This window comes from Streptomyces sp. NPDC089915, from assembly GCF_040684675.1.
GTDB lineage: Bacteria > Actinomycetota > Actinomycetes > Streptomycetales > Streptomycetaceae > Streptomyces.
The window spans coordinates 38,563-63,229 of sequence record NZ_JBFBGN010000009.1; the positions used below are offsets into that span (position 1 = coordinate 38,563).

Sequence of the window (24,667 nt, forward strand, 5' to 3'; positions counted from 1 at the left end):
GCGGCTCGTACGGCTGCGGGCTAGAGCACCGCGTTCGACGGGCCGCGGGTGGCCGAGAGGTCCCGGGCGACGGCTTCGGCGTCGCGCAGCGCCCGTACCGCGTTGGACCAGGTCAGCTTGGCCAGGTCGGCCCGGGACCAGCCGCGGTGCAGGAGCTCCGCGATCAGGTTCGGGTAGCCGGAGACGTCGTCCAGCCCGGCCGGGGTGAAGGCCGTGCCGTCGAAGTCCCCGCCGATGCCGATGTGGTCGACGCCGGCGACCTCGCGCATGTGGTCGAGGTGGTCGGCGACGGTGGCGGCGGTGGCCACCGGGCGCGGGCGGGCGGCCTCGAAGGCCCGGTGCAGGGCCATCGCCTCGGCGGTGGTGTCGAGGTGGTGGAAGCCGTGGGCGCGCAGGTTCTCGTCCGCGGCCAGGGTCCACTCGACGGCGGCCGGGAGGATGAACTTCGGCACGAAGGTGGCCATCGCGACGCCGCCGTTGGCCGGCAGCTGCGCCAGCACCTCGTCGGGGACGTTGCGCGGGTGGTCGCAGACCGCCCGGGCCGAGGAGTGCGAGAAGATCACCGGCGCGGCCGAGACGGCGATGGCGTCGCGCATGGTGGTCTCGGCGACGTGCGAGAGGTCGACGAGCATGCCGACGCGGTTCATCTCGCGCACCACCTCGCGGCCGAAGTCCGCGAGGCCGCCGTGCCGGGGTTCGTCGGTCGCCGAGTCCGCCCAGTCGATGGTGTCGTTGTGGGTGAGCGTCATGTACCGCACGCCCAGCCGGTGCAGGGCGCGCAGGGTGGCGAGCGAGTTGTTGATCGAGTGGCCGCCCTCCGCCCCGGTCAGGGAGGCGATCCTGCCGTCGGCGCGGGCCGCCTCCATGTCGTCCGCCGTCAGGGCCCGCACCAGGGCCCGGGGGTAGCGGGCGATCAGCTGGTCGACGGCGTCGATCTGCTCCAGGGTGGCGCTGACGGCCTCGTCGCCCGCGTAGTCGGAGCGGACGTAGACCGACCAGAACTGCGCGCCGACCCCGCCGGCGCGCAGCCGGGGGATGTCGGTGTGCAGGTGGGCGGACTGGTCGCCGGCGATGTCGCGCCGGGCCAGGTCGTAGCGCACCTGCTCGCGCAGGGCCCAGGGCAGGTCGTTGTGGCCGTCGACGACCGGGTGCTCGGCGAGCAGCTCCCGGGCCCGCGCGAGCAGGTCCGCCGCGCTCACTTGCCGAACCCGAAGGATTCCGCGCCCGCGACCTTGGCGCGCAGCCGCTTGCCCTTCTCGGTGGCCTGGTCGTTCAGCTCCTGCTGGAACTCGCGCATCCGGCCGAGGAGCTCCGGGTCGTGCGCGGCGAGCATGCGCACGGCCAGCAGGCCGGCGTTGCGCGCGCCGGCGACGGAGACGGTGGCGACGGGAACCCCGGCGGGCATCTGGACGATCGACAGCAGCGAGTCCATCCCGTCGAGGTACTTCAGCGGGACCGGCACGCCGATGACGGGCAGCGGGGTGACGGAGGCGAGCATGCCGGGCAGGTGGGCGGCCCCGCCCGCACCGGCGATGATCGCCTTGAGCCCGCGCTCGGCGGCGTGCTCCCCGTACGCCACCATCTCGCGCGGCATCCGGTGGGCGGAGACGACGTCGACCTCGTAGGGGATCTCGAACTCGTCCAGGGCCTGCGCGGCGGCCTCCATGACCGGCCAGTCGGAGTCCGAGCCCATGACGATGCCTACGACGGGAGAGGTGCTCATTCGGTGATCGTTCCTCTGAGGTAGCCGGCTGCGTGGCGTGCGCGTTCCAGCACATCGTCCAGGTCGTCGCCGTAGGTGTTGACGTGGCCGACCTTGCGGCCGTGTTTCACGTCCTTGCCGTACATGTGGATCTTCACCTGCGGGTCGTGGGCCATGCAGTGCAGATACGCCGCGTACATGTCGGGGTAGTCCCCGCCGAGGACGTTCGCCATCACGGTCCAGCGGGCCCGGGGGCGCGGGTCGCCCAGGGGGAGGTCCAGGACCGCTCGGACGTGGTTGGCGAACTGGGAGGTGACCGCGCCGTCCTGGGTCCAGTGGCCGCTGTTGTGCGGGCGCATGGCCAGTTCGTTGACGAGGATGCGGCCGTCGGTGGTCTCGAACAGCTCCACGGCCAGGTGGCCGGTCACGTCGAGCTCCTTGGCGATGCGCAGGGCCAGGGCCTGGGCCTCGCCCGCGAGGGCTTCGGAGAGATCGGGGGCCGGGGCGATCACCGTGTCGCACACCCCGTCCACCTGGATGGACTCGACCACGGGATAGGCCACGGCCTGGCCGTGCGGGGAACGGACGATGTTGGCGGCGAGTTCGCGGACGTAGTCCACCTTCTCCTCCGCGAGGACGGGGACTCCCGCCTGGAACGGGGGCACGGCGTCCTCGGGCGTGCGGACGAACCACACTCCCTTGCCGTCGTACCCGCCGCGCACCGTCTTGAGGATGACGGGGAAACCGCCGACCTCTTGCGCGAAGGCCGCCACGTCCGCCGGATCGCTCACGATCCGGTGGCGGGGGCTGGGCGCGCCGATCTCGTCGAGCTTGGCGCGCATCACCCCCTTGTCCTGGGCGTGCACCAACGCGTCGGGCCCCGGCCGGACGGGGATGCCGTCCGACTCCAGGGCCCGGAGGTGCTCGGTGGGTACGTGCTCGTGATCGAAGGTGATCACGTCGCAGCCGCGCGCGAAGGCGCGCAACGTGTCCAGATCGCGATAGTCGCCGATGACGACGTCGTTCACGACCAGGGCCGCCGAGTCCTGGGGGGTGTCACTGAGGATCTTGAATCTGATGCCGAGGGGGATACCCGCCTCGTGGGTCATGCGGGCGAGCTGACCGCCGCCGACCATGCCGACTACCGGGAACGTCACCTCTCCAGGGTATCCGCCGGTATTCCGCCATACGGACGCAGGCCTGGCGCGGACTCGCCGGTAGGGTCCGCCGGCCTTGTGTGCGTTGTGTCCCAAGGGGCGCCGGGCGCGAACGGTCGCCCGGGGCGACACTTAACATGGTGTGGTTGACGAGATCGGGTGACACGCCCCGCCGGGCGCTGACGGCTCACCCCGTGACGCACACGACGACTGACAGGGACTGAACGATCACCATGAGCACGCCGAACGCAGTACCGCTGTCCGAGCGCTTCCGAGGCCTCGTGCGGGAGGCGGTCAAGTTCGGCGCCGTGGGCGGCGCGGGCGTCCTGGTCAACTTCGGCGTCTTCAACCTGCTGCGCACCACCACGGACCTGCAGACGGTCCGGGCGAACGTGATAGCCATCGTGGTGGCCATCATCACGAACTACGTGGGGTTCCGCTACTTCACCTACCGCGACCGCGACCTGGGCAGCCGGCGCCGCGAGATGATCCTGTTCGTGCTGTTCAGCCTGATCGGCATGGTCATCGAGAGCGGTGTGCTCTACGTCGCCACGTACGGCTTCGGCCTGGACAGCTCGCTGCAGAACAACGTCTTCAAGTTCCTCGGCATGGGCGTGGCGACGGTCTTCCGGTTCTGGTCGTACCGGACGTGGGTGTTCAAGGCGCTGCCCACGGACGCCGCGCCCTCGCTGGTCGTGGAGCAGCGCGACGGGCACGAGGCGCCCGTCGCCCCCCGCACCCCGGAGCCCGCGGGCAACCAGGGCTGACGGCCGCCCGGCTCCTGCCCGACGGCCGTCCGGCGGTCACCTGACCGTTCGTTCCGGCTCCGTGCGCTCGGGGGCGGTGCGGCTGAGGAAGAGCGCGAAGACCGGCGGCTGACTCTGGAGGAGCTCCAGGCGGCCGCCGTCCGCTTCCGCGAGGTCGCGGGCGACGGCCAGGCCGATGCCGGTGGAGTTGCGGCCGCTGATGGCCCGCTCGAAGATCCGGTTTCCGAGGTCGGGCGGGACGCCGGGGCCCTCGTCGGTGACCTCGATGACGGCCTGGTTGCCGGTGACGCGGGTGCGCAGGGCGACGGTGCCGCCGCCGTGCATGAGGGCGTTCTCCACGAGGGTGGCGAGGACCTGGGAGACGGCGCCCGGGGTGCCGACGGCCCGCATGCCGGTCTTCCCGGAGCGGACGATGGCCCGGCCGGCGCTGCGGTAGGCCGGCCGCCACTCCTCCACCTGCTGTTTGACGACCTCGTCGAGGTCGAAGGGGACGGCGGAGCCGGTGCGGGGGTCGCGGGAGTTCGTCAGCAGCCGCTCGACCACGTCCGTGAGCCGCTCGACCTGGGTGAGGGCGATGGTCGCCTCCTCCCGCACGGTCTCCAGGTCGTCGGTGACCGTGATCTCCTCCAGCCGCATCGACAGGGCGGTGAGGGGGGTGCGCAGCTGGTGGGAGGCGTCGGCGGCGAGGCGGCGTTCGGCGGTGAGCATCCGCGCGATGCGTTCGGCGCTGGAGTCGAGGACGTCGGCGACGCGGTCGAGCTCGGGGACCCCGTAGCGCTTGTGCCGGGGCCGGGGGTCGCCGGAGCCGAGCCGCTCGGCGGTCTCGGCGAGGTCGGTGAGGGGGGAGGCCAGCCGGTTGGCCTGGCGGACGGCGAGCAGGACGGCCGCGACGACGGCCAGCAGGGCCACGGCGCCGACCACGGCCAGGGTGCGGCCGACCTCGCGGGTGACGGTGGAGCGGGACTCCTCGACGACGACGACCTCGCCCTGCTCGCCGCGCGCGGTGCCCCGGATGACGTTGTCCTCGATCCGGTCGCCGACCTCGACGACCGGCTGTCCGGGGACGGTGATGCGGGCGTACGTGCCGATGTCGAGCTGTTCGGACAGTGCGCCGGCGTCGACCCTCCGGTGCTCCAGGGCGTCGGCCTCGACGACGCCCAGCAGGCGCAGCGCCTCGGAGCCGATGCGGTCCTGGGCGCTGCTGGTGATGGTCCGGGTCTCCACGATGACGAGGGAGACCCCGAACACGGCGATCACGACGAGGACCACGGCGAGCGTGGAGTTGATCAGACGGCGGCGCATGTCCTAGAGCATGCCCTAACGGGCGAACGCGCTCCGACGGCTTGCGCGGCGGGCTCCGTCAGCTCTTCTCGAAACGGAAGCCGACGCCCCGGACGGTGGCGATGTAGCGGGGGTTGGCGGCGTCGTCGCCCAGCTTCTTGCGCAGCCAGGAGATGTGCATGTCGAGGGTCTTGGTGGAGGACCACCAGGTGGTGTCCCAGACCTCGCGCATCAGCTGGTCGCGGGTGACGACCCGGCCGGCGTCGCGGACGAGGACGCGCAGCAGGTCGAATTCCTTGGCGGTGAGCTGGAGCTCCTCCTCGCCCATCCAGGCGCGGTGGGACTCGACGTCGATGCGCACCCCGTGGGTGGCGGGGGCCTGGGCGGCGTCGTTGGCGCCGCGCCGCAGCAGGGCCCGTACCCGGGCCAGCAGCTCGGCGAGGCGGAAGGGCTTGGTCACGTAGTCGTCGGCGCCGGCGTCCAGGCCGACCACGGTGTCGACCTCGTCGGCCCGGGCGGTCAGGACCAGGATGGGGAAGCCGTGGCCCTCGGCGCGCAGTCGCCGGGCCACCTCCAGGCCGTCCATTCCGGGGAGTCCGAGGTCCAGGACGACGAGATCGACGCCGCCCTGCAGTCCGGCTTCGAGGGCGGTGGGGCCGTCCTCGCGGACCTCGACCTCGTAGCCCTCTCGGCGCAGGGCGCGGGCCAGGGGTTCCGAGATGGATGCGTCGTCCTCGGCGAGCAGTACACGCGTCATGTGGGTGATGGTAGTCCGCGGCGGCGCAAAGGAGGCGCCTGCCTGCACACCCCTCTCGAACTGGGGTTATTAACTACTATCGGCCTTCGAACCTGACGGATCGGTTCCCCGGAATCCTGTGATCCATATCTCAAGCCCTTCCATATGCATCGGTGCCCTGTCGTATGGTGGCGGAACGCCCGATGCACTATCGAGGGGACATTTGCGCTCAAATCCGAGCCAAGAACCTCAAATTCTGCTCTGGCCGGTTTGCCCCGGCCCAGATGACAGTGAATGACCTATGGGCCGGGCCCTGCGCGCGAGGATGCGCGGAGGGCGTGGATCCCGGTTACGGCTGCCCCGTCACCCCGTCACACCGGGGAACGAGACCCCAGGGCGTGGGGTGGGACTTCCGTCGCCGGTGCCGGCCGCCCCCCACCGGGCGCTGAACAGCTCACGAAGCCAAGCGTCCCGAGCAAGCAAGGATCGACCATGGCTTCCAGCCTGACGAAGGACTCGGCGTCCCCGGCCGCCGAAAAGACCTTCTTCGGCCACCCCCGTGGCCTGGCCACTCTGTTCATGACCGAGATGTGGGAGCGCTTCTCCTACTACGGCATGCGCGCCCTTCTCGTCTACTACCTGGTCTCGGGCGGCGCGGACGCCGCCACGGGCAGCCAGGGCGGCGGTCTGGCCATGACCGCGGCGACGACCACGGCCATCTACTCCGTGTACGTGTCCATGGTCTACCTCATGGCCATGCCCGGCGGCTGGTTCGGTGACCGCGTCTGGGGCGCCCGCAAGACGGTCGCGATCGCCGGTTTCGTGATCATGGCTGGTCACCTGTCCCTGGCGATCCCCGGCCAGGCGATGTTCTTCGTGGGTCTGGTCCTGGTCGCGGCCGGCTCGGGTCTGCTGAAGGCCAACATCTCGACGATGGTCGGCCACCTGTACGACGGCCCGGACGACCCGCGCCGTGACGGTGGCTTCACCCTCTTCTACGTCGGCATCAACCTCGGTGCCTTCGTCGCCCCGTTCATCGTCGGAACGGTCGGCAAGGAGCACAACTGGCACCTGGGCTTCGCCCTCGCCGCGCTCGGCATGGGCCTGGGCCTCACCCAGTTCCTGCTCGGCACCAAGAACCTGAGCCCGAAGAGCAGCGAGGTCCCGAACCCGCTGTCGCCGGAGGAGCGCAAGGCCGTCCTCACCAAGGTCGTCCTCGTGGTCCTGGCCATCGCCGTCTTCTACGGCGCCGTGGTCGCCCTCGGTGCGTACACCCTGAACTGGGCCCTGGTCCCGCTGACCCTGGCCGGCCTGCTCATCCCGATCGCCGTCCTGACGCGCATCAAGCGCGACAAGGACCTGTCGGGCGCCGAGCAGTCGAAGATGACCGCGTACATCTGGTTCTTCATCGCCGCCGCCGTCTTCTGGATGATCTACGACCAGGGTGGCTCCACGCTGTCCCTGTTCGCGGACGACAAGACTGCCGACACCGTCTTCGGCCTCGGCTTCTCGGCCACCTGGTACCAGTCGCTGAACCCGCTGTTCGTCATGGCGCTGGCCCCGGTCTTCGCCTGGCTGTGGCTGTGGCTGTCGCGCAAGAACCAGGAACCGAACACCATCGTGAAGTTCTCGATGGGCCTGGTCCTGGTCGGTGCCTCGTTCTTCGTCTTCATCGTCCCGATGGGCATGGCGACGGGCGACACCAAGGTCTCCCCGATGTGGCTCGTCTCGATCTACATGATCCAGACCATCGGTGAGCTGTGCCTCTCCCCGGTCGGCCTCTCGGTCACCACCAAGATGGCGCCGCAGAAGTACGCCTCCCAGATGATGGGTGTCTGGTTCCTCGCGGTCACCGCCGGTGACTGCACCACCAGCCTCCTGTCCATCGGCGGCGTCGACCTCAACGGCACGTGGGTGATCGGCTTCCAGGCCGCCGCCGCGGTCCTGGCCGGCTTCGCGGTGTACACGTACCGCAAGAAGGTCCAGGGGCTCATGGGCGACGTGCACTGACGCACCCCCCAGCGTGAGGTGAAGGCCCGGCACACCGGATGGTGTGCCGGGCCTTCGTCCGTTCCGGGGCGGGTTTACCTCGTGCCGCGCAGGCGGCGCCAGGGGGTGAAGGTGAAGACCGCGCCGCCGAGGAGGACGACCGTGCCCGCGACCAGGGCCAGGGCCCTGATCCCGCCGTCGTCCTGGGCGCCGGTCTCGGCGAGGCCGCCGGAGGCGGTGGCCGAGGAGCCGCCGGTGGACGGGCCGGCGGTGGTGGAGCCGGAGCCGCCGGGCTGGGCGGCGGTGTCGAGCTCCAGGGAGACCCCGCTGCCGGTGGCCTTGCAGGGCACGTTGATCGGGGTGGTGCCCGGGGCCATCGTGACGTCGATGGTCAGCTGGTCGGGACTGAGCGTCACCTTGCCGGACTTGCCGGGCTTGTAGGTGCCGGTCATGTCGGACAGGCTGACCGGCGCCCCGGCGGGGATCGGCTCGGCGTTGGCCGGGCCGGCGACCTTGACGGTGCCGCTGTCGGCGCCGCCCAGCTTGATGTCCATCGAGGGCTTGAGGGCGCCGGCCGGGAGCTGCATGGGGCTGGCCATCGCTCCCTTGGCGGTCTTGACGGTGAGGGCGTAGTCGCCGCCGTTCTTCTTCGCGCTAATGGTCACGGGCGTCTTGATGCCATTAGGCACCACGGCGCCGCAGTCGTAGGCGACCTCCACCGCCTTGCCGGGGAAGTCGGTCTGACCGCCGGAGCCGCCGGTGGTCGAGCCGGTGGTCGAGCCCCCGGTGGAGCCGCCGGCCGTGGTGGAGCCGGTCGTGGTGCCGCCGGTGGTGGAGCCGCCGGTGGTGGAGCCCGTGGTGCCGCCCGTCGTGGAGCCGCCCGTGTCGCTCCCGGTGGTGGAGCCGCCCGTGGTGCCGCCGGTGGTCGTCGAGCCGGTGGTGCCGCCCGTCGTGCCCCCCGTGCCGCCGGGGGCGGTCACGTCCAGTTCCAGGGAGGGCTTCGGGTTGTTGCCCGGGGTGCAGGTGGTGGTGGTCCCCATCGCCTTGATGGTGAGCACACCGGCCGTGAAGGTGACCTTGCCGCTCTTCTTCGGGGTGTAGGTCCCCGACAGGTCACTGATCTTGATCGGGGTGTTGGCGGGTATCGGCTCGGCGTTGGCCGGGCCCGTGACCGGCACGGACACCTTCTCCGCCCCGTCGACGGCGATCACGGCGCTGGGGGTCATCGCGCCGGCGCCGAGCTGGATGGGGCTGGAGGAGACGCCCTTCTGGAAGGACATCGTCAGCTTGTAGCCGTCGCCCTCCTTCACCCCCTTGATGTCGATGGGCGACACCGCCGACTTGTCCCCGATCGGGGTCTTGCAGTCGTACTGGACGTCGATCACGGCTGCTTGGGCGGTGCTCGGCGCCAGCAGCACGCCCGCGCCGCCGAGCAGCAGTGCGGCCGCTGCCGCACCAGCCCTCCGTTGGGTCTTCACGAATGTCCCTTCGTCGTCGGACGGTTCTCAGACGGTGCGGATGTCTGTGGGGGGCCCGCCTGCGGCGGCTCCGGGGTGAACCAGGGCAGGGGCGCCGGCGGGGGCCCCGGGACCCCCGCGTCCGGGATCCTCGGGAGGCGGGCCGTGACCGCCCCGGCGCCCTCCGGGGGCGGTCCGGCGACCCGGTGGCGGCCGGGGGCCCCGGGGCGGGGGCGGACCCGGTCCACGACGGCCATGCCCAGCCGGAACAGCGCCGTCGGGATCACCACCAGCAGCAGGCCCCAGAACAGCAGCACCCCGTACGGCCGGTCCACGCCCCACGGCTGGGTGGCGAGAACGGTCTCCCCGTACTTGAGCGAGACGGTGTAGTCCCCGTGGGCGCCCGCCGGGAGCTCCACGTCCAGGCCCACCTCCGCCTTGCCGCCGGGCGGGATGGTGCCCTTCCAGCGGGCCTCCTCCCACTGCGGGGCGAACACCCCGTGCGCGGTGCCCAGCTGGAAGACGGGGTCCTTGACGGGGGCCGAGCCGAGGTTGCCGACGGTGGCGGTGAACCTCCGCGACGGCGGGGCCCCGAACCAGGTCAGCACCCCGTCCCCGCCCTTCAGCCGGACGCCGGTGAGCAGGGCGAGCCGGGCGGTCCCGGACTCGGGCGGCAGGTCGGCCACCGGATGGTCGGTGATCTTCAGCGGGACGGCGACGGTGGACTGGTCGCCGTTGACCGAGGTCACGTTCACCACGCAGGGGCAGGGCTTGGGCGGGGCCACGACCGGCAGCCGGGCCGTGAACCGGCCGTCGCCTGCGACCGAGACGGCCACCCCGTCGGCGTTGGCGCAGCTGTTGGTGCCGCCGATCATGTTCTGGCCGCAGACCAGCAGCATGACCAGGGTCCCGGCCCGCCAGCCGGTGCCGGTGGCGGTGAGCTCGGTGCCCTTGGCCGCCTCCTGGAGCGAGAGCGCCACGGCGGGCTTCCCCTCGGCGGAGACGGCGCCCGAAGCGGCCGCGGCGGGGGCTGCGCCCGGGACGGCGACCGGTGCTGCGGCGGGCCCGGCGGCCGGGGCCGAGGCCGGGACCGCGGCGGGGGCCGAGGCGGTCGCCGCGACGGCCGGGGCCGTCGGCAGGAGGGCCAGGGCGAGGGCCGCCAGGGCCGCCCCGGCGCGGGATACGGCCCTCGGGCCGGGCGTGCGGCTCACCTGGACGCTCCCGTCAGCTCGGGTTCGGACACCGCCGGGGCGCTCGGGCCCCCGGCCGGCTCGTGCGGCTCCGCGCGCGGCCTGCCGCGCCACCGGCCGGGCGGGCCGCGCCGCAGGACCCGTACGAGGACCAGGGCGGCCGCGCCGAGCAGCAGCAGGCCGGCTCCGGCCCGGGCCGCGCTCCCCCCGGGCACCAGCCAGGCCGTGGCGGTGGCGGTGGCCGGGGCGGCGCCGGGGGCGGTGACGGTCAGCCGGAGCGAGACCCGGTCGAAGGCGGGCGCGCCCGGCCAGGGCTCGGTCAGGGTGATCCGCTGGCCGGGCAGCAGCTCGACCGGCAGGGCGCGGGCCCGCCGGGGGTCGGAGGCCCCGCCGAGACCGCGTTCGGCGTGCAGGGCGAGCGCGGGGGTGAGGGCGACGTTGCCCCGGTTGACGAGGGTGTACGCGACGGCGGTGGCCGCGCCCCGGCCGCGTACGGAGACGTCCTCGACGGTGAGGGCCGCCAGCGCCGGGCCGCCGACGCGCACGTCGACCCGTACGCCCGCCTCGCGGCCGCCCTCGGCTGCGACGACGGCGGCGGGGTGGTCGCCGGGCGGGGAGGAGGGCGGGACGGTGACGGTGAAGGGGACCACCGCGCGGGTGTGCGCGGGGAGCGTGACGGTGGCGGCCGCGCCGAAGCTGATCCAGGCGCCGGCGCCCCGCGCCCCTGCGGCGGGGCGTACGGCGAAGGCCCCGTCGGGGGTGTTGTAGGCGTCGGCCCCGCGCAGGGTGACGGTCCGCTCCCGGTCGCCGGTGTTGGCGAGGGCGAGGCGGTCCTCCAGCACGGTGCCGGCGGGGCCCGCGAGGTAGAACGAGGGGCGGCGGGCCGCGGTGGCGCCCCCGGAGGCCGGCTCGGCGGTCCAGCCGGGGTCGTCGGCGGCGGCCGCCGGGGTCCCCTGGAGGGCGGCGGCGGCCAGCAGGAGCAGCGCGGCGAGGCGCCGCAGGGTGCGGGGCGTGAGGGCGTGGAGCACGGGCGGGCGCTCCGTTCAGGACGGGATCCGCCGGGCCCGGCCGCGCCGGGTCAGCCAGAGCAGGCCGGCGGCGCCGGACAGCGCGACGGTGGCGCCGAAGGTGCCGAGGGCCAGGGCGGAGTCGGCGGGGCCGGTCTGCGGGAGGGTGGCGTCGCCGGAGGGCTGCGCGGGCTGCTGGGCTCCGGCGGCCGCCGTGACGTCCAGTTCCAGGGAGGGCTTGGGGCTGTTGCCGGGGGTGCAGGTGGTGGTGGTCCCCATGGCCTTGATGGTGAGCACCCCGGCCGTGAAGGTGACCTTGCCGCTCTTCTTCGGGGTGTAGGTCCCCGACAGGTCACTGATCTTGATCGGGGTGTTGGCGGGCGCGGCCTCCGCGTTCGGGGGCCCGGAGACGGGGATCGAGGCCTGCTCGGCGCCGCCGGCCGTGATGACGGCGCTGGGGTTCATCGCGCCCTTGCCGAGCTCGATGGGGCTGGAGGAGACGCCCTTCTGGAAGGACATCGTCAGCTTGTAGCCGTCGCCCTCCTTGACGGCCTTGATGTCGATGGGCGAGACCGCCGACTTGTCGCCGATCGGGGTCTTGCAGTCGTACTGGACGTCGACCACGTCGGCGTGGGCCGCGGGGGCGGCGAACAGGACGGCGGATCCGGCCAGCGCGGAGGCCAGCGCGAGCGCGGTGGAGCGTTTCCGGTCGGACACCTTCGTCTTCCCCTCGGGCCACGGGACGGGTTACTGACGCCATGTCAGATTGGTGGCTCAAGGTACGCCCGGGACCTTACGGAGGGAAGACAAAGGACGGTCCGGCCTCAAAGGCCCGGCGGGCCGCCCCCCGGACGGCCCGCCGGACGGTGTCTCAGGCCGCGCGCACCCCTCGGTTCCAGACAGCCGACACCAGCGGGACGCCCGGCCGGTAGGCGAGGTGGACGTGGCTGGGCGCTTCGAGGAGGGCCAGGTCGGCGCGGGCGCCGGGCACCAGCCGCCCGATGTCCGTGCGGCGCAGCGCGCGGGCCCCGCCGGCGGTGGCCGACCACAGGGCCTCGTCGGGGGTCATGCGCATGTCCCGGACGGCGAGGGCGATGCAGAACGGCATGGAACTCGTGTACGAGGAGCCGGGGTTGCAGTCCGTGGACAGGGCGACGGTCGCCCCCGCGTCGATGAGCCGGCGCGCGTCGGGCCACTGGGCGCGGGTGGAGAACTCGGCGCCGGGCAGCAGGGTGGCGACGGTGGTGGCGGAGGCCTGGGCGAGGGCGTCCACGTCGGCGTCGGTGAGGTGGGTGCAGTGGTCGGCGGAGGCGGCCTCCAGCTCCACGGCCAGCTGCACGCCGGGACCGTAGGAGAGCTGGTTGGCGTGGACGCGGGGGATCAGGCCGGCGGCGGCGCCGGCCGTGAGGATCGCCCGGGCCTGGTCCCCGTCGAAGGCGCCCTTCTCGCAGAAGACGTCCACCCAGCGGGCGTACGGGGCGCAGGCCGCGAGCATCTCGCCGGTGACGAGGTCGACGTAGCCGGCCGGGTCGTCGGCGTAGTCGGGGGAGACGATGTGCGCGCCGAGGTAGGTGACCTCGTCGGTGTGGGCGGAGGCGATGCGCAGGGCGCGGGCCTCGTCGGCGACGGTGAGGCCGTAGCCGGACTTGGTCTCGAAGGTGGTGGTGCCCTGGCGCAGGGCCTCGTCGAGGTGGCGGACCAGGTTGGCCTCCAGCTCGGCGTCGGTGGCGGCGCGGGTGGCGGCGACGGTGGTGCGGATGCCGCCGGCGGAGTAGGCGCGGCCGGACATGCGGGCGTTGAACTCGGCGGTGCGGTCGCCGGCGAAGACCAGGTGGGAGTGGGAGTCGACGAAGCCGGGGATGACGGCGCGGCCCTTCGCGTCGAACGCGGTGTCGGCGGCGGGGGCCGCGGCGGCTTCGCCGACCCAGGCGATCCGGTCGCCGTCCAGGACGAGGGCGGCGTTCTCGATCAGACCGAGGGGTGATCCGTCACCGAGGGCGGGGTCGTTGGTGACGAGGCTGCCGATGTTGGTGATGGCGGTGGTGGTCATGGGTTCCTCTCGGAAGGTGCACGGCGCCGGCGGGGCCGGTGTCAGCCCCGCCGGCGCCGGAGGCGACGGGCGCCCGTACGGGGGCGGGGCGTCAGCCCCGGACGGCGGCGATGGCTTCGGACAGGGCCCCCGCGACGTCCCCCACCAGGGTGTGGGCGCCGTCGCGGACCACGTGGCGGCCGCCCACGACCGTGTGGCGGACGTCGGCGGCCGAGGCGGCGAAGACGGCCGTCTCCGCGCCGAGGCGGGGCAGCGGCCCGGCGGTGCGGACGGTGTCCAGGGCGATGGTCGTGAAGTCCGCGAGGGCGCCCGGCTCCAGCCGGCCCGCGTCCGGGCGGCCCAGGGAGGCGTGCCCGCCGGCGGTGGCGGCCGTCAGGAGGGCGTTCGCCGTCCAGTGGCCGCGCGTGCGGCTGCGCAGCCGCTCGTTCAGCTCCATCGCCCGCGCCTCCTCCAGGAGGTCGATCACCGCGTGGCTGTCGCTGCCCAGGGACAGCGGGCTGCCCGCGCGCTGGAGCCGGCCGGCCGGGCCGATGCCGTCGGCGAGGTCGCGTTCGGTGGTCGGGCACATGCAGGTGCCGGTGGTGGTGCCGCCGAGCAGGGCGACGTCCTCGTCCGTCAGGTGCGTGTTGTGGACGCCGGTGGTGCCCGGGCCCAGCACCCCGTGGTCGGCGAGCAGCTGCGTCGGGGTACGGCCGTGCGCCGCGAGGCAGGCGTCGTTCTCCGCCGTCTGCTCGGACAGGTGCACGTGCAGCGGGGCCTGCCGCTGCTGCGCCCAGGCCGCGACGGTGGCCAGCTGGCCGGCCGGGACGGCCCGGACGGAGTGCACGGCGGCGCCGATCAGGGCGTGCTCGCGGGGCTTGAGGGCGGAGACCCGCTCCGCCCAGGCCTCGGCGGTGCCGTCGGAGAAGCGCAGCTGGTGCGGGTTGGGGGCCTCGCCGAAGCCGGCGGCCAGGTACGCGGTGTCGAGGAGGGTGATGCGGATGCCGGCCGCCGCGGCCGCCTCGATCAGCGCCTCGCCCATCGCGTTGGGGTCGGCGTACGGGGTGCCGCCGGGGGCGTGGTGGACGTAGTGGAACTCGCCGACGTTGGTGATGCCGGCCAGCGCCATCTCCGCGTACACGGCCCGGGCGAGGGCGAAGTAGCTGTCGGGGGTGAGGTTCTGGGCGACGCCGTACATGACCTCGCGCCAGGTCCAGAAGGTGCCCGAGCCGACCTGGACGGTGGAGCGCAGCGCCCGGTGGAAGGCGTGGGAGTGGGCGTTGGCCAGGCCCGGGAGGGTGAGGCCGCGCAGCACCTCCGCCCCGGGGGGCGGGGCGTCGGCGCCGGTGCGCACCTCGGCGATCCGGCCGTCGGCGCTCACCCCGAGGGCGACGCCCGGCTCGACGTGGGCGCCGAGCCAGGCGTGCTCCAGCCAGTACGTCTTCTGCGGCGCGATCAACGACACGCGAGGCCTTCCAGTACGTCGGCGAGGGCGAGGACTCCGGCCACGCAGTCGTCCTCGGCGGCGAACTCCCGCGGGGAGTGGGAGACGCCGGTGGGGTTGCGTACGAACAGCATCGCGGTCGGGACGGCGGCGGAGAGGATTCCGGCGTCGTGTCCCGCCCCGGTGCCGAGGACGGGGACGGCCCCGCCCAGGAGCCGGTTCAGCTCGTCGCGCAGGGCGTGCTCGAACTCGACGACCGGGGTGAAGGACTCCCGGACCACGTCGAGGTCGATGCCGTCGTGCTCGGCCTGCTCGCGGGCGGCCTTCTCGACGGCGGTGACGACGGTGTCGAGGGTGGCCTGGTCGGCGGCCCGGGAGTCGAGCCAGCCGCGGACGAGGGAGGGGATGGCGTTGACCCCGTTGGGCTCGACGGCGATCTTCCCGAAGGTGGCGACGGCCCCGGCGAGGGCGGCCTCCCGGCGGGCGGCCAGGACCGTCTGCGCGTACGTGAGCATCGGGTCGCGGCGGTCGACGAGGCGGGTGGTGCCGGCGTGGTTGGCCTCGCCGTGGAAGTCGAAGCGCCAGCGGCCGTGCGGCCAGATCGCGGAGGCGATGCCGACCCGGTCGCCGGACAGGTCGAGGGCGCGGCCCTGTTCCACGTGCAGTTCGACGAAGGCGCCGATGCGGGCGAGCCGCTCGGGGTCGGCGCCGATGGCCGCGGGGTCGTACCCGGCGCGCTCCATGGCCTGCGGGAGGGTGGTCCCGTCGGCGTCGCGGAGCTCGTACGCCTTCTCCTTCGTCAGCTGTCCGGCGGCGAGCCGGGAGCCGACGCAGGCGAGGCCGAAGCGGGCCCCCTCCTCGTCGCCGAAGTTGGTGATGGCGAGGGGGCGGGTGAGGGCCGCGCCGCGGGCGCGGAGCTCGTCCAGGGCGGCGAAGGAGGACACCACGCCGAGGGGGCCGTCGAAGGCGCCGCCGTCGGGGACGGAGTCCAGGTGGGAGCCGGTGACGACGGCGTCGCCGGCCAGGGGGTCGCCGAGCCAGGCCCACTGGTTGCCGTTGCGGTCGACCTCGTAGGCGAGGCCGCGGGACTCGGCCTGCGCCCGGAACCAGTCCCGGCAGTCGGCGTCGGCCCCGGTCCACGCGAAGCGGCGGTAGCCGCCGCTGTCGGCGTGCCGGCCGATGGGGCGGAGCTCGTCCCACATGGCGTGGAAGGAGGTGGGGCGGCCCCCGCCGCGCGCGGCGGCGGGGGCGGGGGTGGCGGGGCGGGCGCCGGGGGCGGAGCCCCCGGGCGCCTCGCCCGCGCCGGTGCCGTCGGACCGGGTCACGCGGAGTCACCCTCGCGCATGGGGACGCGGACGCCGCGCTCGTCGGCGACGGTCTCGGCGATGTCGTAGCCGGCGTCGACGTGGCGGATGACGCCCATGCCCGGGTCGTTGGTGAGGACGCGGCGGATCTTCTCGCCCGCGAGCTTGGTGCCGTCGGCGACGGTGACCTGGCCCGCGTGGATCGAGCGGCCCATGCCGACGCCGCCGCCGTGGTGGATGGAGACCCAGGAGGCGCCGGAGGCCACGTTGACCATGGCGTTGAGCAGCGGCCAGTCGGCGATCGCGTCGGAGCCGTCGAGCATGGCCTCGGTCTCGCGGTACGGGGAGGCGACGGAGCCGCAGTCGAGGTGGTCGCGGCCGATGGCCAGCGGGGCGGCGAGGGTGCCGTCGGCGACCATCTCGTTGAAGCGCTCGCCCGCCTTGTCGCGCTCGCCGTAGCCGAGCCAGCAGATGCGCGCCGGCAGGCCCTGGAAGTGGACGCGCTCGCCGGCCATCTTGATCCAGCGGTGCAGGGACTCGTTCTCCGGGAAGAGCTCCAGCATCGCCTTGTCGGTCTTGTGGATGTCCGAGGCCTCGCCGGACAGGGCCGCCCAGCGGAAGGGGCCCTTGCCCTCGCAGAAGAGCGGGCGGATGTAGGCGGGGACGAAGCCGGGGAAGGCGAAGGCGCGGTCGTAGCCGGCCAGCTGGGCCTCGCCGCGGATGGAGTTGCCGTAGTCGAAGACCTCGGCGCCGGCGTCCATGAAGCCGACCATGGCCTCGACGTGCTTGGCCATGGACTCGCGGGCGCGGGCGGTGAAGCCGGCCGGGTCCTTGGCCGCGTAGGCCGCCATGTCGTCGAAGTCGACGCCCACGGGGAGGTAGGCGAGCGGGTCGTGGGCGGAGGTCTGGTCCGTCACGATGTCGATCGGGGCGCCCTCGGCGAGCATCTGCGGGAGCAGCTCGGCGGCGTTGCCGAGGAGGCCGATGGAGAGCGGCTTGCGGGCGTCGCGGGCCTCGACGGCCAGCTGGAGCGCGTGGCGCAGGTCGTCGGCCTTGACGTCCAGGTAGCGGTGCTCGATGCGGCGCTCGATGGCGCGCGGGTCGACGTCGATGCAGATGGCGACGCCGTCGTTCATCGTCACGGCCAGCGGCTGGGCGCCGCCCATGCCGCCGAGGCCGGCGGTGAGGGTGATGGTGCCGGCGAGGGTCCCGCCGAACTTCTTCGCGGCGACGGCGGCGAAGGTCTCGTAGGTGCCCTGGAGGATGCCCTGGGTGCCGATGTAGATCCAGGAGCCGGCCGTCATCTGGCCGTACATGGTCAGGCCGAGGTGCTCCAGGCGGCGGAACTCCTCCCAGTTGGCCCAGTCGCCGACCAGGTTGGAGTTGGCGAGCAGGACGCGCGGCGCCCACTCGTGGGTCTGCATCACGCCGACCGGGCGGCCGGACTGGACGAGCATGGTCTCGTCCTGCTTGAGGGTCCGCAGGGTGCGGACCATCGCGTCGAAGGAGCGCCAGTCGCGGGCCGCCTTGCCGGTGCCGCCGTAGACGACGAGCTTGTCGGGGTGCTCGGCGACCTCGGGGTCGAGGTTGTTCTGCAGCATGCGGAGGGCGGCCTCCTGCTGCCATCCCAGGGTGCTGAGCTCGGTGCCTCGCGCGGCCCGTACGGGGCGGGGTCCTGACATGGCGGTGCCTCCTCCGAATGTTGGCTTATCTATTCACATCCTGGCGTCTTGAATAGATCCAGTCAACAGCTGCGCGCGAGTCCGCGGGGTGATGGGATGGCGGACATGAACGCCGTGGGGGACGCCGCCGGGCGTCGGGATCAGGTCGTACGGGCCGCCGTGGAGCAGGGGCTGCTGGATGCCGAGCCGCTCGTCTGCCTGCTGGACACCGCCGGGATCCGGGCCTCCGCCGCCGCCCTGACCGCCGCCTTCGAGGCCGTCACGGCCCCCGGCACGCCCGTCCTGCACACCTTCGCCGTCAAGGCCGCCCCGCTGGTCCCCGTACTGCGGCTGCTCGCCGACTGCGGCCTCGGCTGCGAGGTGGCCGGCCCCGGCGAGCTCGCGCTGGCCCGCGCCGCCGGGATCCCGGCCGGGCGGACCGTGCTGGACTCCCCCGCCAAGACCGCCGGCGAGCTGCGCGAGGCCCTGGCCCTCGGGATCGCCGTCAACGCCGACAACCACCAGGAGCTGGAACGCCTCGACGCACCGGCCGCCCCCGGCGGACCGGCCCGCCCCCCGGTCGGCGTACGGGTCAACCCCCAGACCGGTGCCGGCACCATCGACGCCCTCTCCACCGCCACCGCCACCTCCAAGTTCGGCATCGGCCTGCGCGACCCCGGCGCGCGCGAACGCCTCGTACGGGCCTGCCTGGACCGCCCCTGGATCACCCGGCTGCACGTCCACTCCGGCTCCCAGGGCCTGCCCCTGCCCCTGATCGCCGAGGGGGTGCGCGCCCTGCACGCCCTCGCCGAGGAGATCAACGCGGCCGCCGGACACCGCCGGATCGACACCCTCGACATCGGCGGCGGCCTGCCCGTCAACTTCGCCTCGGACGAGGAGACGCCCACCTACGCCGCCTACGCGCGGGCCCTGCGCGAGGCCGTCCCGGCCCTGTTCGACGGCTCCTACGGGCTGGTCACGGAGTTCGGCCGGTCCCTGCTGGCCAAGCACGGCACGGTGCTCGCCCGCGTCGAGTACACGAAGACCTCAGGGGGCCGCCGGATCGCCCTCACCCACGCCGGGGTCCAGGTGGCCACCCGCACCGTCTACGCCCCGGCGGCCTGGCCCCTGCGGATCCTCCCGTACGACGCCGGGGGCGCCCCGAAGACCGGTGCCCCCACGCCCCAGGACATCGCGGGCCCGGCCTGCTTCGCCGGGGACCTGCTGGCCACCGCCCGGGAGCTGCCCGAGCTGGCCCCGGGCGACCTGATCGCGGTACCGGACACCGGGGCGTACTTCTTCACCGCCCACTACGGCTACAACAGCCTGCCCCGCCCGTCCGTCCACGGCTTCACCACCGGGGCCGCGGGCGGCGCCGTCCGCTTCACCCCGGTCCGCCCGGCCCAGACGACGGAGGAACTGGTCGCGGAGGCGGGCGGCGCTTTCCGGGACGCCCTCCTCTAGCCACCGGCCCCTGGGGTCACTCGACGAACAGCCCGCGCGCCGCGGCCCGGGCGTCGAAGGACTCCAGGCGGGCCTGCGCGTCCGGCAGCGCGTCCGCCATGGCCTCCAGCAGGACCCGGCCCAGCAGCATCGGCGCGCAGGCCGTGTCGAAGGCCAGCCCGGTGCCGACCGGGGCCGGGATCAGCAGGTCCGAGTACCGGGCGACGGGCGCGAACGCCGAGTCGGCCACCGTCACCGTCGTCAGCCCGGCGCCCCGCGCGTGCTCCAGGGCCTCCACCACCTCGCGCGGGTGCCGGGGCAGGGCGAAGCACAGCAGCGCCGACGCCCCGGCGGCGGCCGCCGCGTCGATCCGGTCGGCGAGCATCGAGCCGCCCTCGTCGAGGAGGCGTACGTCCGGGTGGACCTTGGCGGCGAAGTACGCGAACCCGCGCGCCTGCGAGGACGCCGCCCGCAGCCCGAGCACGGGCAGCGGGGACGACCCGGCGAGCAGCCGGCCCGCCTCCTCCACCGGCGCGGGGTCCGCGAGCATCACCGCCAGCCGCCGCAGGTTCTCGATCTCGCCCTCGACGGCCTGCTGGTACTCGTTGTACGACTCCTCGCGCGCGGCCCGCGGCCGCTCGGCCGGGGCCACCTCGCGCAGGTGGCGGCGGAGCGCGGGGTAGCCGTCGAAGCCGAGGGCCACCGCGAACCGGGTCACCGAGGGCTGGCTCACCCCGGCCAGTTCGGCGAGTTCCACGCTCGACAGGAAGGGCACCTCCGCGGCGCCCCGCACCATGCAGTGCGCGATCCGCCGCTGGGTCGGGGTCAGCCGGTGCCCCTCGAAGAGCTTCTGCAGCCGCGCGGCCGGGCTGTCGCTCATCGCCCTGCCCTCCGTCCGAGTGAGATATTCAGTCAGACTGCACTCTGCATGTGGTTATGCAGCACGGCAAGCCGGTGCCCGCGATGCGGGAGGGGGGCCGCGCCCGGGCGGGGCGCGCGCCGCCGCGCGGCAAGAGAAGCGGCGGGACCGCCGGCCCCCCGGGCGGGCCCGGGGGACGGGACGTCGGCGGCCCCGCCGGGGACACGGGCCGGGTCAGGGCCGTCCGCGTCCTGGGGCGCCGGCACGCTCCGGGAGCCGCTCCGGAGCAGCGCTGACGCCGCACATGGCGCCGGCCCCCGGACCCGGTCCCCCGGGCCGTCCGGCCGACAGGACAACTGTGCCGGTGCCGTGTTAAGCGGGTGCTGCCGCCACATGTCGGGACCGTACCGTTTGCGCCAAGGGCCGGGAACAGACCCCGCCGCCCCGGCCCCGCCCCGCGCGACGGACCTACTTCGAGGTCTTCGCCAGGAAGGCCAGCAGGTCCTGACGGCTCACCACACCGGTCGGCTTGCCCTCGACCAGCACGATGGCCGCGTCCGCCTCACCGAGCACGGACATCAGTTCGGAGACCGGCTCGCCGGAGCCGACCTGCGGCAGCGGCGCACTCATGTGCTTCTCCAGCGGGTCGCTCAGCGAGGCGCGCTGCGCGAACAGCGCCGCGAGGAGCTCCTTCTCCACGACCGAGCCGATGACCTCGGCGGCCATCACGTCGGGGTGGCCGGCGCCCGGCTTGACGATCGGCATCTGCGAGACGCCGTACTCCCGCAGCACCTCGATGGCCTGACCGACCGTCTCCTCCGGGTGCATGTGGACGAGCGACGGGATGCCGCCCTCCTTGTCCGCGAGGACGGCGCCGATGCGCGCGGCCGGACCGGCCTCCTCGAGGAAGCCGTGGCCGGCCATCCACTCGTCCGAGAAGATCTTGCTCAGGTAGCCGCGGCCGCTGTCCGGCAGCAGCACGACGACCACGTCGTCCGGCCCCAGCCCCTCGGCGGCGCGCAGCGCGGCGACGACCGCCATGCCGCAGGAGCCGCCGACCAGCAGGCCCTCCTCCTTCGCGAGGCGGCGGGTCATCTGGAAGGAGTCCTTGTCGGACACCGCGATGATCTCGTCGGTCACGTCCGGGTCGTAGGCGGTCGGCCAGAAGTCCTCGCCGACGCCCTCGACGAGGTACGGGCGGCCGCTGCCGCCGGAGTAGACGGAGCCCTCCGGGTCGGCGCCGATGACCTTGACCTTCCCACCGGACACCTCCTTGAGGTAGTTGCCGGTACCGGAGATGGTGCCGCCGGTGCCGACGCCCGCCACGAAGTGGGTGATCTTCCCCTCCGTCTGCTCCCACAGCTCGGGACCGGTGGTCTCGTAGTGCGAACGGGGGTTGTTCGGGTTGCTGTACTGGTCCGGCTTCCAGGCGCCCGGCTCGCGCGCGAGGCGGTCGGACACGTTGTAGTACGAGTCCGGGTGCTCCGGGTCGACGGCGGTCGGGCAGACCACGACCTCCGCGCCGTACGCGCGCATCACGTTGATCTTGTCCATGGACACCTTGTCAGGGCAGACGAAGATGCACTTGTAGCCCTTCTGCTGGGCCACGATGGCGAGTCCGACGCCCGTGTTGCCGCTGGTCGGCTCCACGATGGTGCCACCCGGCTTGAGGGCACCGCTCTGCTCGGCGGCCTCGATCATCCGAACGGCGATCCGGTCCTTGACGGAACCGCCGGGGTTGAAGTACTCGACCTTGGCAAGCACGGTGGCCTGCAGGCCTTCGGTCACGCGGTTGAGCTTCACCAGCGGGGTGTTGCCGACGAGGCTGATCATCGAGTCGTGGAATTGCACCATGTTCTCCAAGAAGGGGACTCCACGGGTTCTCCGGGAGGTCCGGCCAGAGTATGCGGAAAGGGATTGGCCGACCGGCAGTACGGGGCAGGAAGGTCAACACGACCGAGGAGGTGGCCTGAGAGGTGTCCAGAGCGAGAACGGCCCGCCGGATCGCGGCGGGGGCGGCCTACGGCGGGGGCGGACTCGGGCTGGTCGGAGTGGCCGCGGTGGGGCTGGTGCTGGCGGAGGTCCAGTTCGCCAAGCGGACGGTGGGGACGGGCCTGTCGGACCCCCCGCGCGCGGACGGTCTGTACGGCGGGGAGTTCGGCGGGCCGGAGCTGAGCCCGGGGCCGCTGCGGATGGCGATGCTGGGCGACTCGACGGCGGCCGGCCTGGGCGTGCGCCGGGCCCGCCAGACGCCGGGGGCGCTGCTGGCGTCGGGGCTGGCGGCGGTCGCGGAGCGGCCGGTGGAGCTGCGCAACGTGGCGCTGTCGGGTGCCATGTCGGACGACCTGGACCGCCAGGTGTCGCTGCTGCTGGACGGGGACGGGCCGCCGCCGGACGTGTCCGTGGTCATCATCGGGGCGAACGACGTGACCCGCCGGATGCCGCTGACCCAGTCGGTCCGGCTGCTGACGGCCGCCGTGCGGCGGCTGCGGCTGGCGGGGTCGGAGGTGGTGGTCGGCACCTGTCCCGACCTGGGCACGATCGAGCCGGTGTACCAGCCGCTGCGGTGGATGGCCCGGCGGGTCTCCCGGCAGCTGGCGGCGGCGCAGACCATCGGGGTGGTCGCGCTGGGAGCGCGGACGGTCTCGATGGGGGACATGCTGGGCCCCGAGTTCGCGGCGAACCCCCGGGAGATGTTCGGCCCGGACTCGTACCACCCGTCGGCCGAGGGCTACGCGACGGCGGCGATGGCCGTCCTGCCGACGCTGTGCGCGGCGCTGGGCGTGTGGCCCGAGTCGGACCGGCTGGACGTCTCCCGCAACGAGGACATGCTCCCGGTGGCCAAGGCCGCCTCGGCGGCGGCGGACGAGCCGGGCACGGAGGTCACGGCGGGCCGCGGCCCGTGGGCCCTGCTGAAACACCGCCGGCGCAGGCGCCTCCCGGCGGAGCCGGCGCGCGAGGCGGCGGAGCCGTCGGCGACGGCGTCGTGAGGCGGGCCCGCCGTCGCCCCCGCGGAGGGGCGGCGGCCCGGCCGGAGCGACGGGCATCACACGTCCGCCCGGGTGACCTCGACCGTACGGGGCGGTAACTTCGCTTGCGGTCCCGCAACGACGCACACCCCTTGGAGTCCCGATGCCCGAAGCCGTCATCGTTTCCACCGCCCGCTCCCCCATCGGGCGCGCCGGCAAGGGGTCCCTCAAGGACGTGCGGCCGGACGACCTGACCGCCACGATCATCCAGGCCGCCCTCGCGAAGGTCCCCGAGCTGGACCCGCGCCAGATCGACGACCTGATGCTCGGCTGCGGCCTGCCCGGCGGGGAGCAGGGCCACAACCTGGCCCGCATCGTCGCGGTGCAGATGGGCATGGACTACCTGCCCGGCACCACGATCACCCGTTACTGCTCCTCCTCCCTCCAGACCTCCCGCATGGCGCTGCACGCCATCAAGGCGGGCGAGGGCGACGTCTTCATCTCCGCCGGCGTCGAGACGGTGTCGCGGTTCGTCAACGGCTCCTCCGACGGGCTGCCCGGCACCCACAACCCGCTCTTCGCCGACGCCGAGGGCCGTACGGCCGCCGTCGCGCAGAGCGAGGGCAGCGACTGGCACGACCCGCGCCAGGACGGCCTCGTCCCCGACGCCTACATCGCGATGGGGCAGACCGCCGAGAACCTGGCCCGTCTCAAGGGCGTGACCCGCCGGGACATGGACGAGTTCGGCGTGCGCTCGCAGAACCTCGCGGAGGAGGCCATCAAGAACGGCTTCTGGGCCCGCGAGATCACCCCCGTCACCACCCCGGACGGCACGGTCGTCAGCAAGGACGACGGCCCGCGCGCCGGCGTCACCCTGGAGGGCGTGGAGGGCCTCAAGCCCGTCTTCCGCCCCGACGGCCTGGTCACGGCCGCCAACTGCTGCCCGCTGAACGACGGCGCCGCCGCCCTCGTCATCATGAGCGACACCAAGGCGCGGGAGCTGGGCCTGACCCCGCTGGCCCGGATCGTGTCCACCGGTGTGACCGCCCTGTCCCCCGAGATCATGGGCCTGGGCCCGGTCGAGGCCTCGAAGCAGGCGCTGAAGCGGGCCGGGCTGACGGTCGGCGACATCGACCTGTTCGAGATCAACGAGGCGTTCGCCGCCCAGGTCATCCCGTCCTACCGGGATCTGGAGATCCCCCTCGACAAGCTGAACGTCAACGGCGGGGCCATCGCCGTCGGTCACCCGTTCGGGATGACCGGTGCCCGGATCACCGGCACGCTGATCAACAGCCTCCAGTTCCACGACAAGCAGTTCGGTCTGGAGACCATGTGCGTCGGCGGCGGCCAGGGCATGGCCATGGTCATCGAGCGGCTCAGCTGAGACCCGGAACACAGCGCGCAGAGTGAGGGGTTCGGTACCGCTCCAGCCGGGCCCCCAGCCGCCGCAAGGGATCCTCTAGATCCATACGGTGTACTGACATCAGGTCTAATCCCGTCGCGGCCGACCTGTGACCGAATCTCCCCCAGGATGTGACCTTTGTCCTGGGGGATCGGCATTTGCCCAGGTCAGACGTCATCCCCCGGAGGCCTCGGGGACGAAAGACCTGTCCAATTCATGACGTAATGCACTGCACGCCATTCCCAGCACAGGACAAGCTGATGTAGGAAG

The 24,667-nt window shown here is 73.3% G+C and carries 20 protein-coding genes; 5 read left to right on the forward strand and 15 right to left on the reverse strand.

The window, feature by feature from the left end:
* Positions 1-20: 20 nt before the first annotated feature.
* From AB0O29_RS04870 to AB0O29_RS04880, 3 genes are read right to left on the reverse strand one after another with little or no spacing between them, the layout of a single operon-like run.
* Positions 21-1,199 carry a dipeptidase gene (locus AB0O29_RS04870; RefSeq protein WP_365146155.1) on the reverse strand — a complete coding sequence of 393 codons (1,179 nt, stop codon included), beginning with the start codon at positions 1,197-1,199 and terminating at the stop codon, positions 21-23.
* A complete protein-coding gene (gene purE, locus AB0O29_RS04875; RefSeq protein ID WP_079427542.1) occupies positions 1,196-1,723 on the reverse strand; it encodes a 5-(carboxyamino)imidazole ribonucleotide mutase in 528 nt (175 codons plus the stop codon). Before purE ends, AB0O29_RS04870 begins: the two co-directional genes overlap by 4 nt.
* Positions 1,720-2,859, reverse strand: a complete 1,140-nt coding sequence (locus AB0O29_RS04880; protein WP_365146158.1) for a 5-(carboxyamino)imidazole ribonucleotide synthase — start codon at positions 2,857-2,859, stop codon at positions 1,720-1,722. The genes purE and AB0O29_RS04880 overlap by 4 nt, the downstream gene beginning before the upstream one ends.
* Positions 2,860-3,092: 233 nt before the next feature.
* On the opposite strand from AB0O29_RS04880, the gene AB0O29_RS04885 reads away from it, so the two are divergent.
* Positions 3,093-3,626: a GtrA family protein gene (locus tag AB0O29_RS04885; RefSeq protein WP_365146161.1), complete on the forward strand. Its 534-nt coding sequence runs from the start codon at positions 3,093-3,095 to the stop codon at positions 3,624-3,626.
* Between the two features lie 36 nt (positions 3,627-3,662).
* Here the strand turns inward: AB0O29_RS04885 and AB0O29_RS04890 are convergent, their stop codons facing one another.
* Positions 3,663-4,928 (reverse strand): ATP-binding protein, encoded by a 1,266-nt coding sequence (locus AB0O29_RS04890; RefSeq protein ID WP_365146163.1) that lies wholly within the window; start codon positions 4,926-4,928, stop codon positions 3,663-3,665.
* Between the two features lie 58 nt (positions 4,929-4,986).
* Positions 4,987-5,664, reverse strand: coding sequence for a response regulator transcription factor (locus AB0O29_RS04895; protein ID WP_042812873.1), 678 nt, complete (start codon positions 5,662-5,664; stop codon positions 4,987-4,989).
* A gap of 471 nt (positions 5,665-6,135) precedes the next feature.
* Here AB0O29_RS04895 and AB0O29_RS04900 point away from each other — a divergent pair, with 471 nt between their 5' ends.
* Entirely contained in the window at positions 6,136-7,653 is a 1,518-nt protein-coding gene (locus AB0O29_RS04900; protein ID WP_365146166.1) for an oligopeptide:H+ symporter, read from the forward strand.
* Positions 7,654-7,727: 74 nt separating this feature from the next.
* Here AB0O29_RS04900 and AB0O29_RS04905 read toward each other — a convergent pair whose 3' ends face one another.
* From AB0O29_RS04905 to hutU, 8 genes are all read right to left on the reverse strand, one after another.
* The gene (locus AB0O29_RS04905) at positions 7,728-9,110 is read right to left on the reverse strand and encodes a hypothetical protein (RefSeq protein WP_365146169.1); all 1,383 of its coding nucleotides are present in this window, start codon (positions 9,108-9,110) and stop codon (positions 7,728-7,730) included.
* Positions 9,107-10,300, reverse strand: coding sequence for a hypothetical protein (locus AB0O29_RS04910; RefSeq protein ID WP_365146172.1), 1,194 nt, complete (start codon positions 10,298-10,300; stop codon positions 9,107-9,109). Before AB0O29_RS04910 ends, AB0O29_RS04905 begins: the two co-directional genes overlap by 4 nt.
* Positions 10,297-11,307 carry a hypothetical protein gene (locus tag AB0O29_RS04915; protein ID WP_365146175.1) on the reverse strand — a complete coding sequence of 337 codons (1,011 nt, stop codon included), beginning with the start codon at positions 11,305-11,307 and terminating at the stop codon, positions 10,297-10,299. Before AB0O29_RS04915 ends, AB0O29_RS04910 begins: the two co-directional genes overlap by 4 nt.
* Positions 11,308-11,322: 15 nt before the next feature.
* Positions 11,323-12,003, reverse strand: coding sequence for an LPXTG cell wall anchor domain-containing protein (locus AB0O29_RS04920; RefSeq protein ID WP_365146178.1), 681 nt, complete (start codon positions 12,001-12,003; stop codon positions 11,323-11,325).
* Positions 12,004-12,157: 154 nt separating this feature from the next.
* Positions 12,158-13,336: an imidazolonepropionase gene (gene hutI / locus AB0O29_RS04925; RefSeq protein WP_365146181.1), complete on the reverse strand. Its 1,179-nt coding sequence runs from the start codon at positions 13,334-13,336 to the stop codon at positions 12,158-12,160.
* A gap of 91 nt (positions 13,337-13,427) precedes the next feature.
* Positions 13,428-14,780, reverse strand: coding sequence for a formimidoylglutamate deiminase (locus AB0O29_RS04930; protein ID WP_365146184.1), 1,353 nt, complete (start codon positions 14,778-14,780; stop codon positions 13,428-13,430).
* On the reverse strand, positions 14,771-15,961 hold the full coding sequence (locus tag AB0O29_RS04935) for an allantoate amidohydrolase (RefSeq protein WP_365146277.1): 1,191 nt from the start codon (positions 15,959-15,961) through the stop codon (positions 14,771-14,773). Before AB0O29_RS04935 ends, AB0O29_RS04930 begins: the two co-directional genes overlap by 10 nt.
* Before the next feature lie 119 nt (positions 15,962-16,080).
* A complete protein-coding gene (hutU, locus tag AB0O29_RS04940) occupies positions 16,081-17,745 on the reverse strand; it encodes a urocanate hydratase (RefSeq protein ID WP_365146187.1) in 1,665 nt (554 codons plus the stop codon).
* Between the two features lie 105 nt (positions 17,746-17,850).
* Between hutU and AB0O29_RS04945 the strand changes: the two genes are divergently transcribed.
* Positions 17,851-19,188 (forward strand): diaminopimelate decarboxylase, encoded by a 1,338-nt coding sequence (locus AB0O29_RS04945; protein ID WP_365146190.1) that lies wholly within the window; start codon positions 17,851-17,853, stop codon positions 19,186-19,188.
* A gap of 16 nt (positions 19,189-19,204) precedes the next feature.
* On the opposite strand, the gene AB0O29_RS04950 is transcribed toward AB0O29_RS04945, so the two are convergent.
* Complete coding sequence (locus tag AB0O29_RS04950; RefSeq protein WP_365146193.1) at positions 19,205-20,047, reverse strand: MurR/RpiR family transcriptional regulator; 843 nt, start codon at positions 20,045-20,047, stop codon at positions 19,205-19,207.
* Between the two features lie 447 nt (positions 20,048-20,494).
* A complete protein-coding gene (locus AB0O29_RS04955; RefSeq protein WP_365146280.1) occupies positions 20,495-21,877 on the reverse strand; it encodes a cystathionine beta-synthase in 1,383 nt (460 codons plus the stop codon).
* A 125-nt stretch (positions 21,878-22,002) separates the two neighbouring features.
* On the opposite strand from AB0O29_RS04955, the gene AB0O29_RS04960 reads away from it, so the two are divergent.
* Both AB0O29_RS04960 and AB0O29_RS04965 read left to right on the forward strand, forming a co-directional pair.
* Positions 22,003-23,016 (forward strand): SGNH/GDSL hydrolase family protein, encoded by a 1,014-nt coding sequence (locus AB0O29_RS04960; RefSeq protein ID WP_365146196.1) that lies wholly within the window; start codon positions 22,003-22,005, stop codon positions 23,014-23,016.
* A gap of 142 nt (positions 23,017-23,158) precedes the next feature.
* Positions 23,159-24,379: an acetyl-CoA C-acetyltransferase gene (locus tag AB0O29_RS04965; protein ID WP_365146199.1), complete on the forward strand. Its 1,221-nt coding sequence runs from the start codon at positions 23,159-23,161 to the stop codon at positions 24,377-24,379.
* Positions 24,380-24,667: the final 288 nt, after the last annotated feature.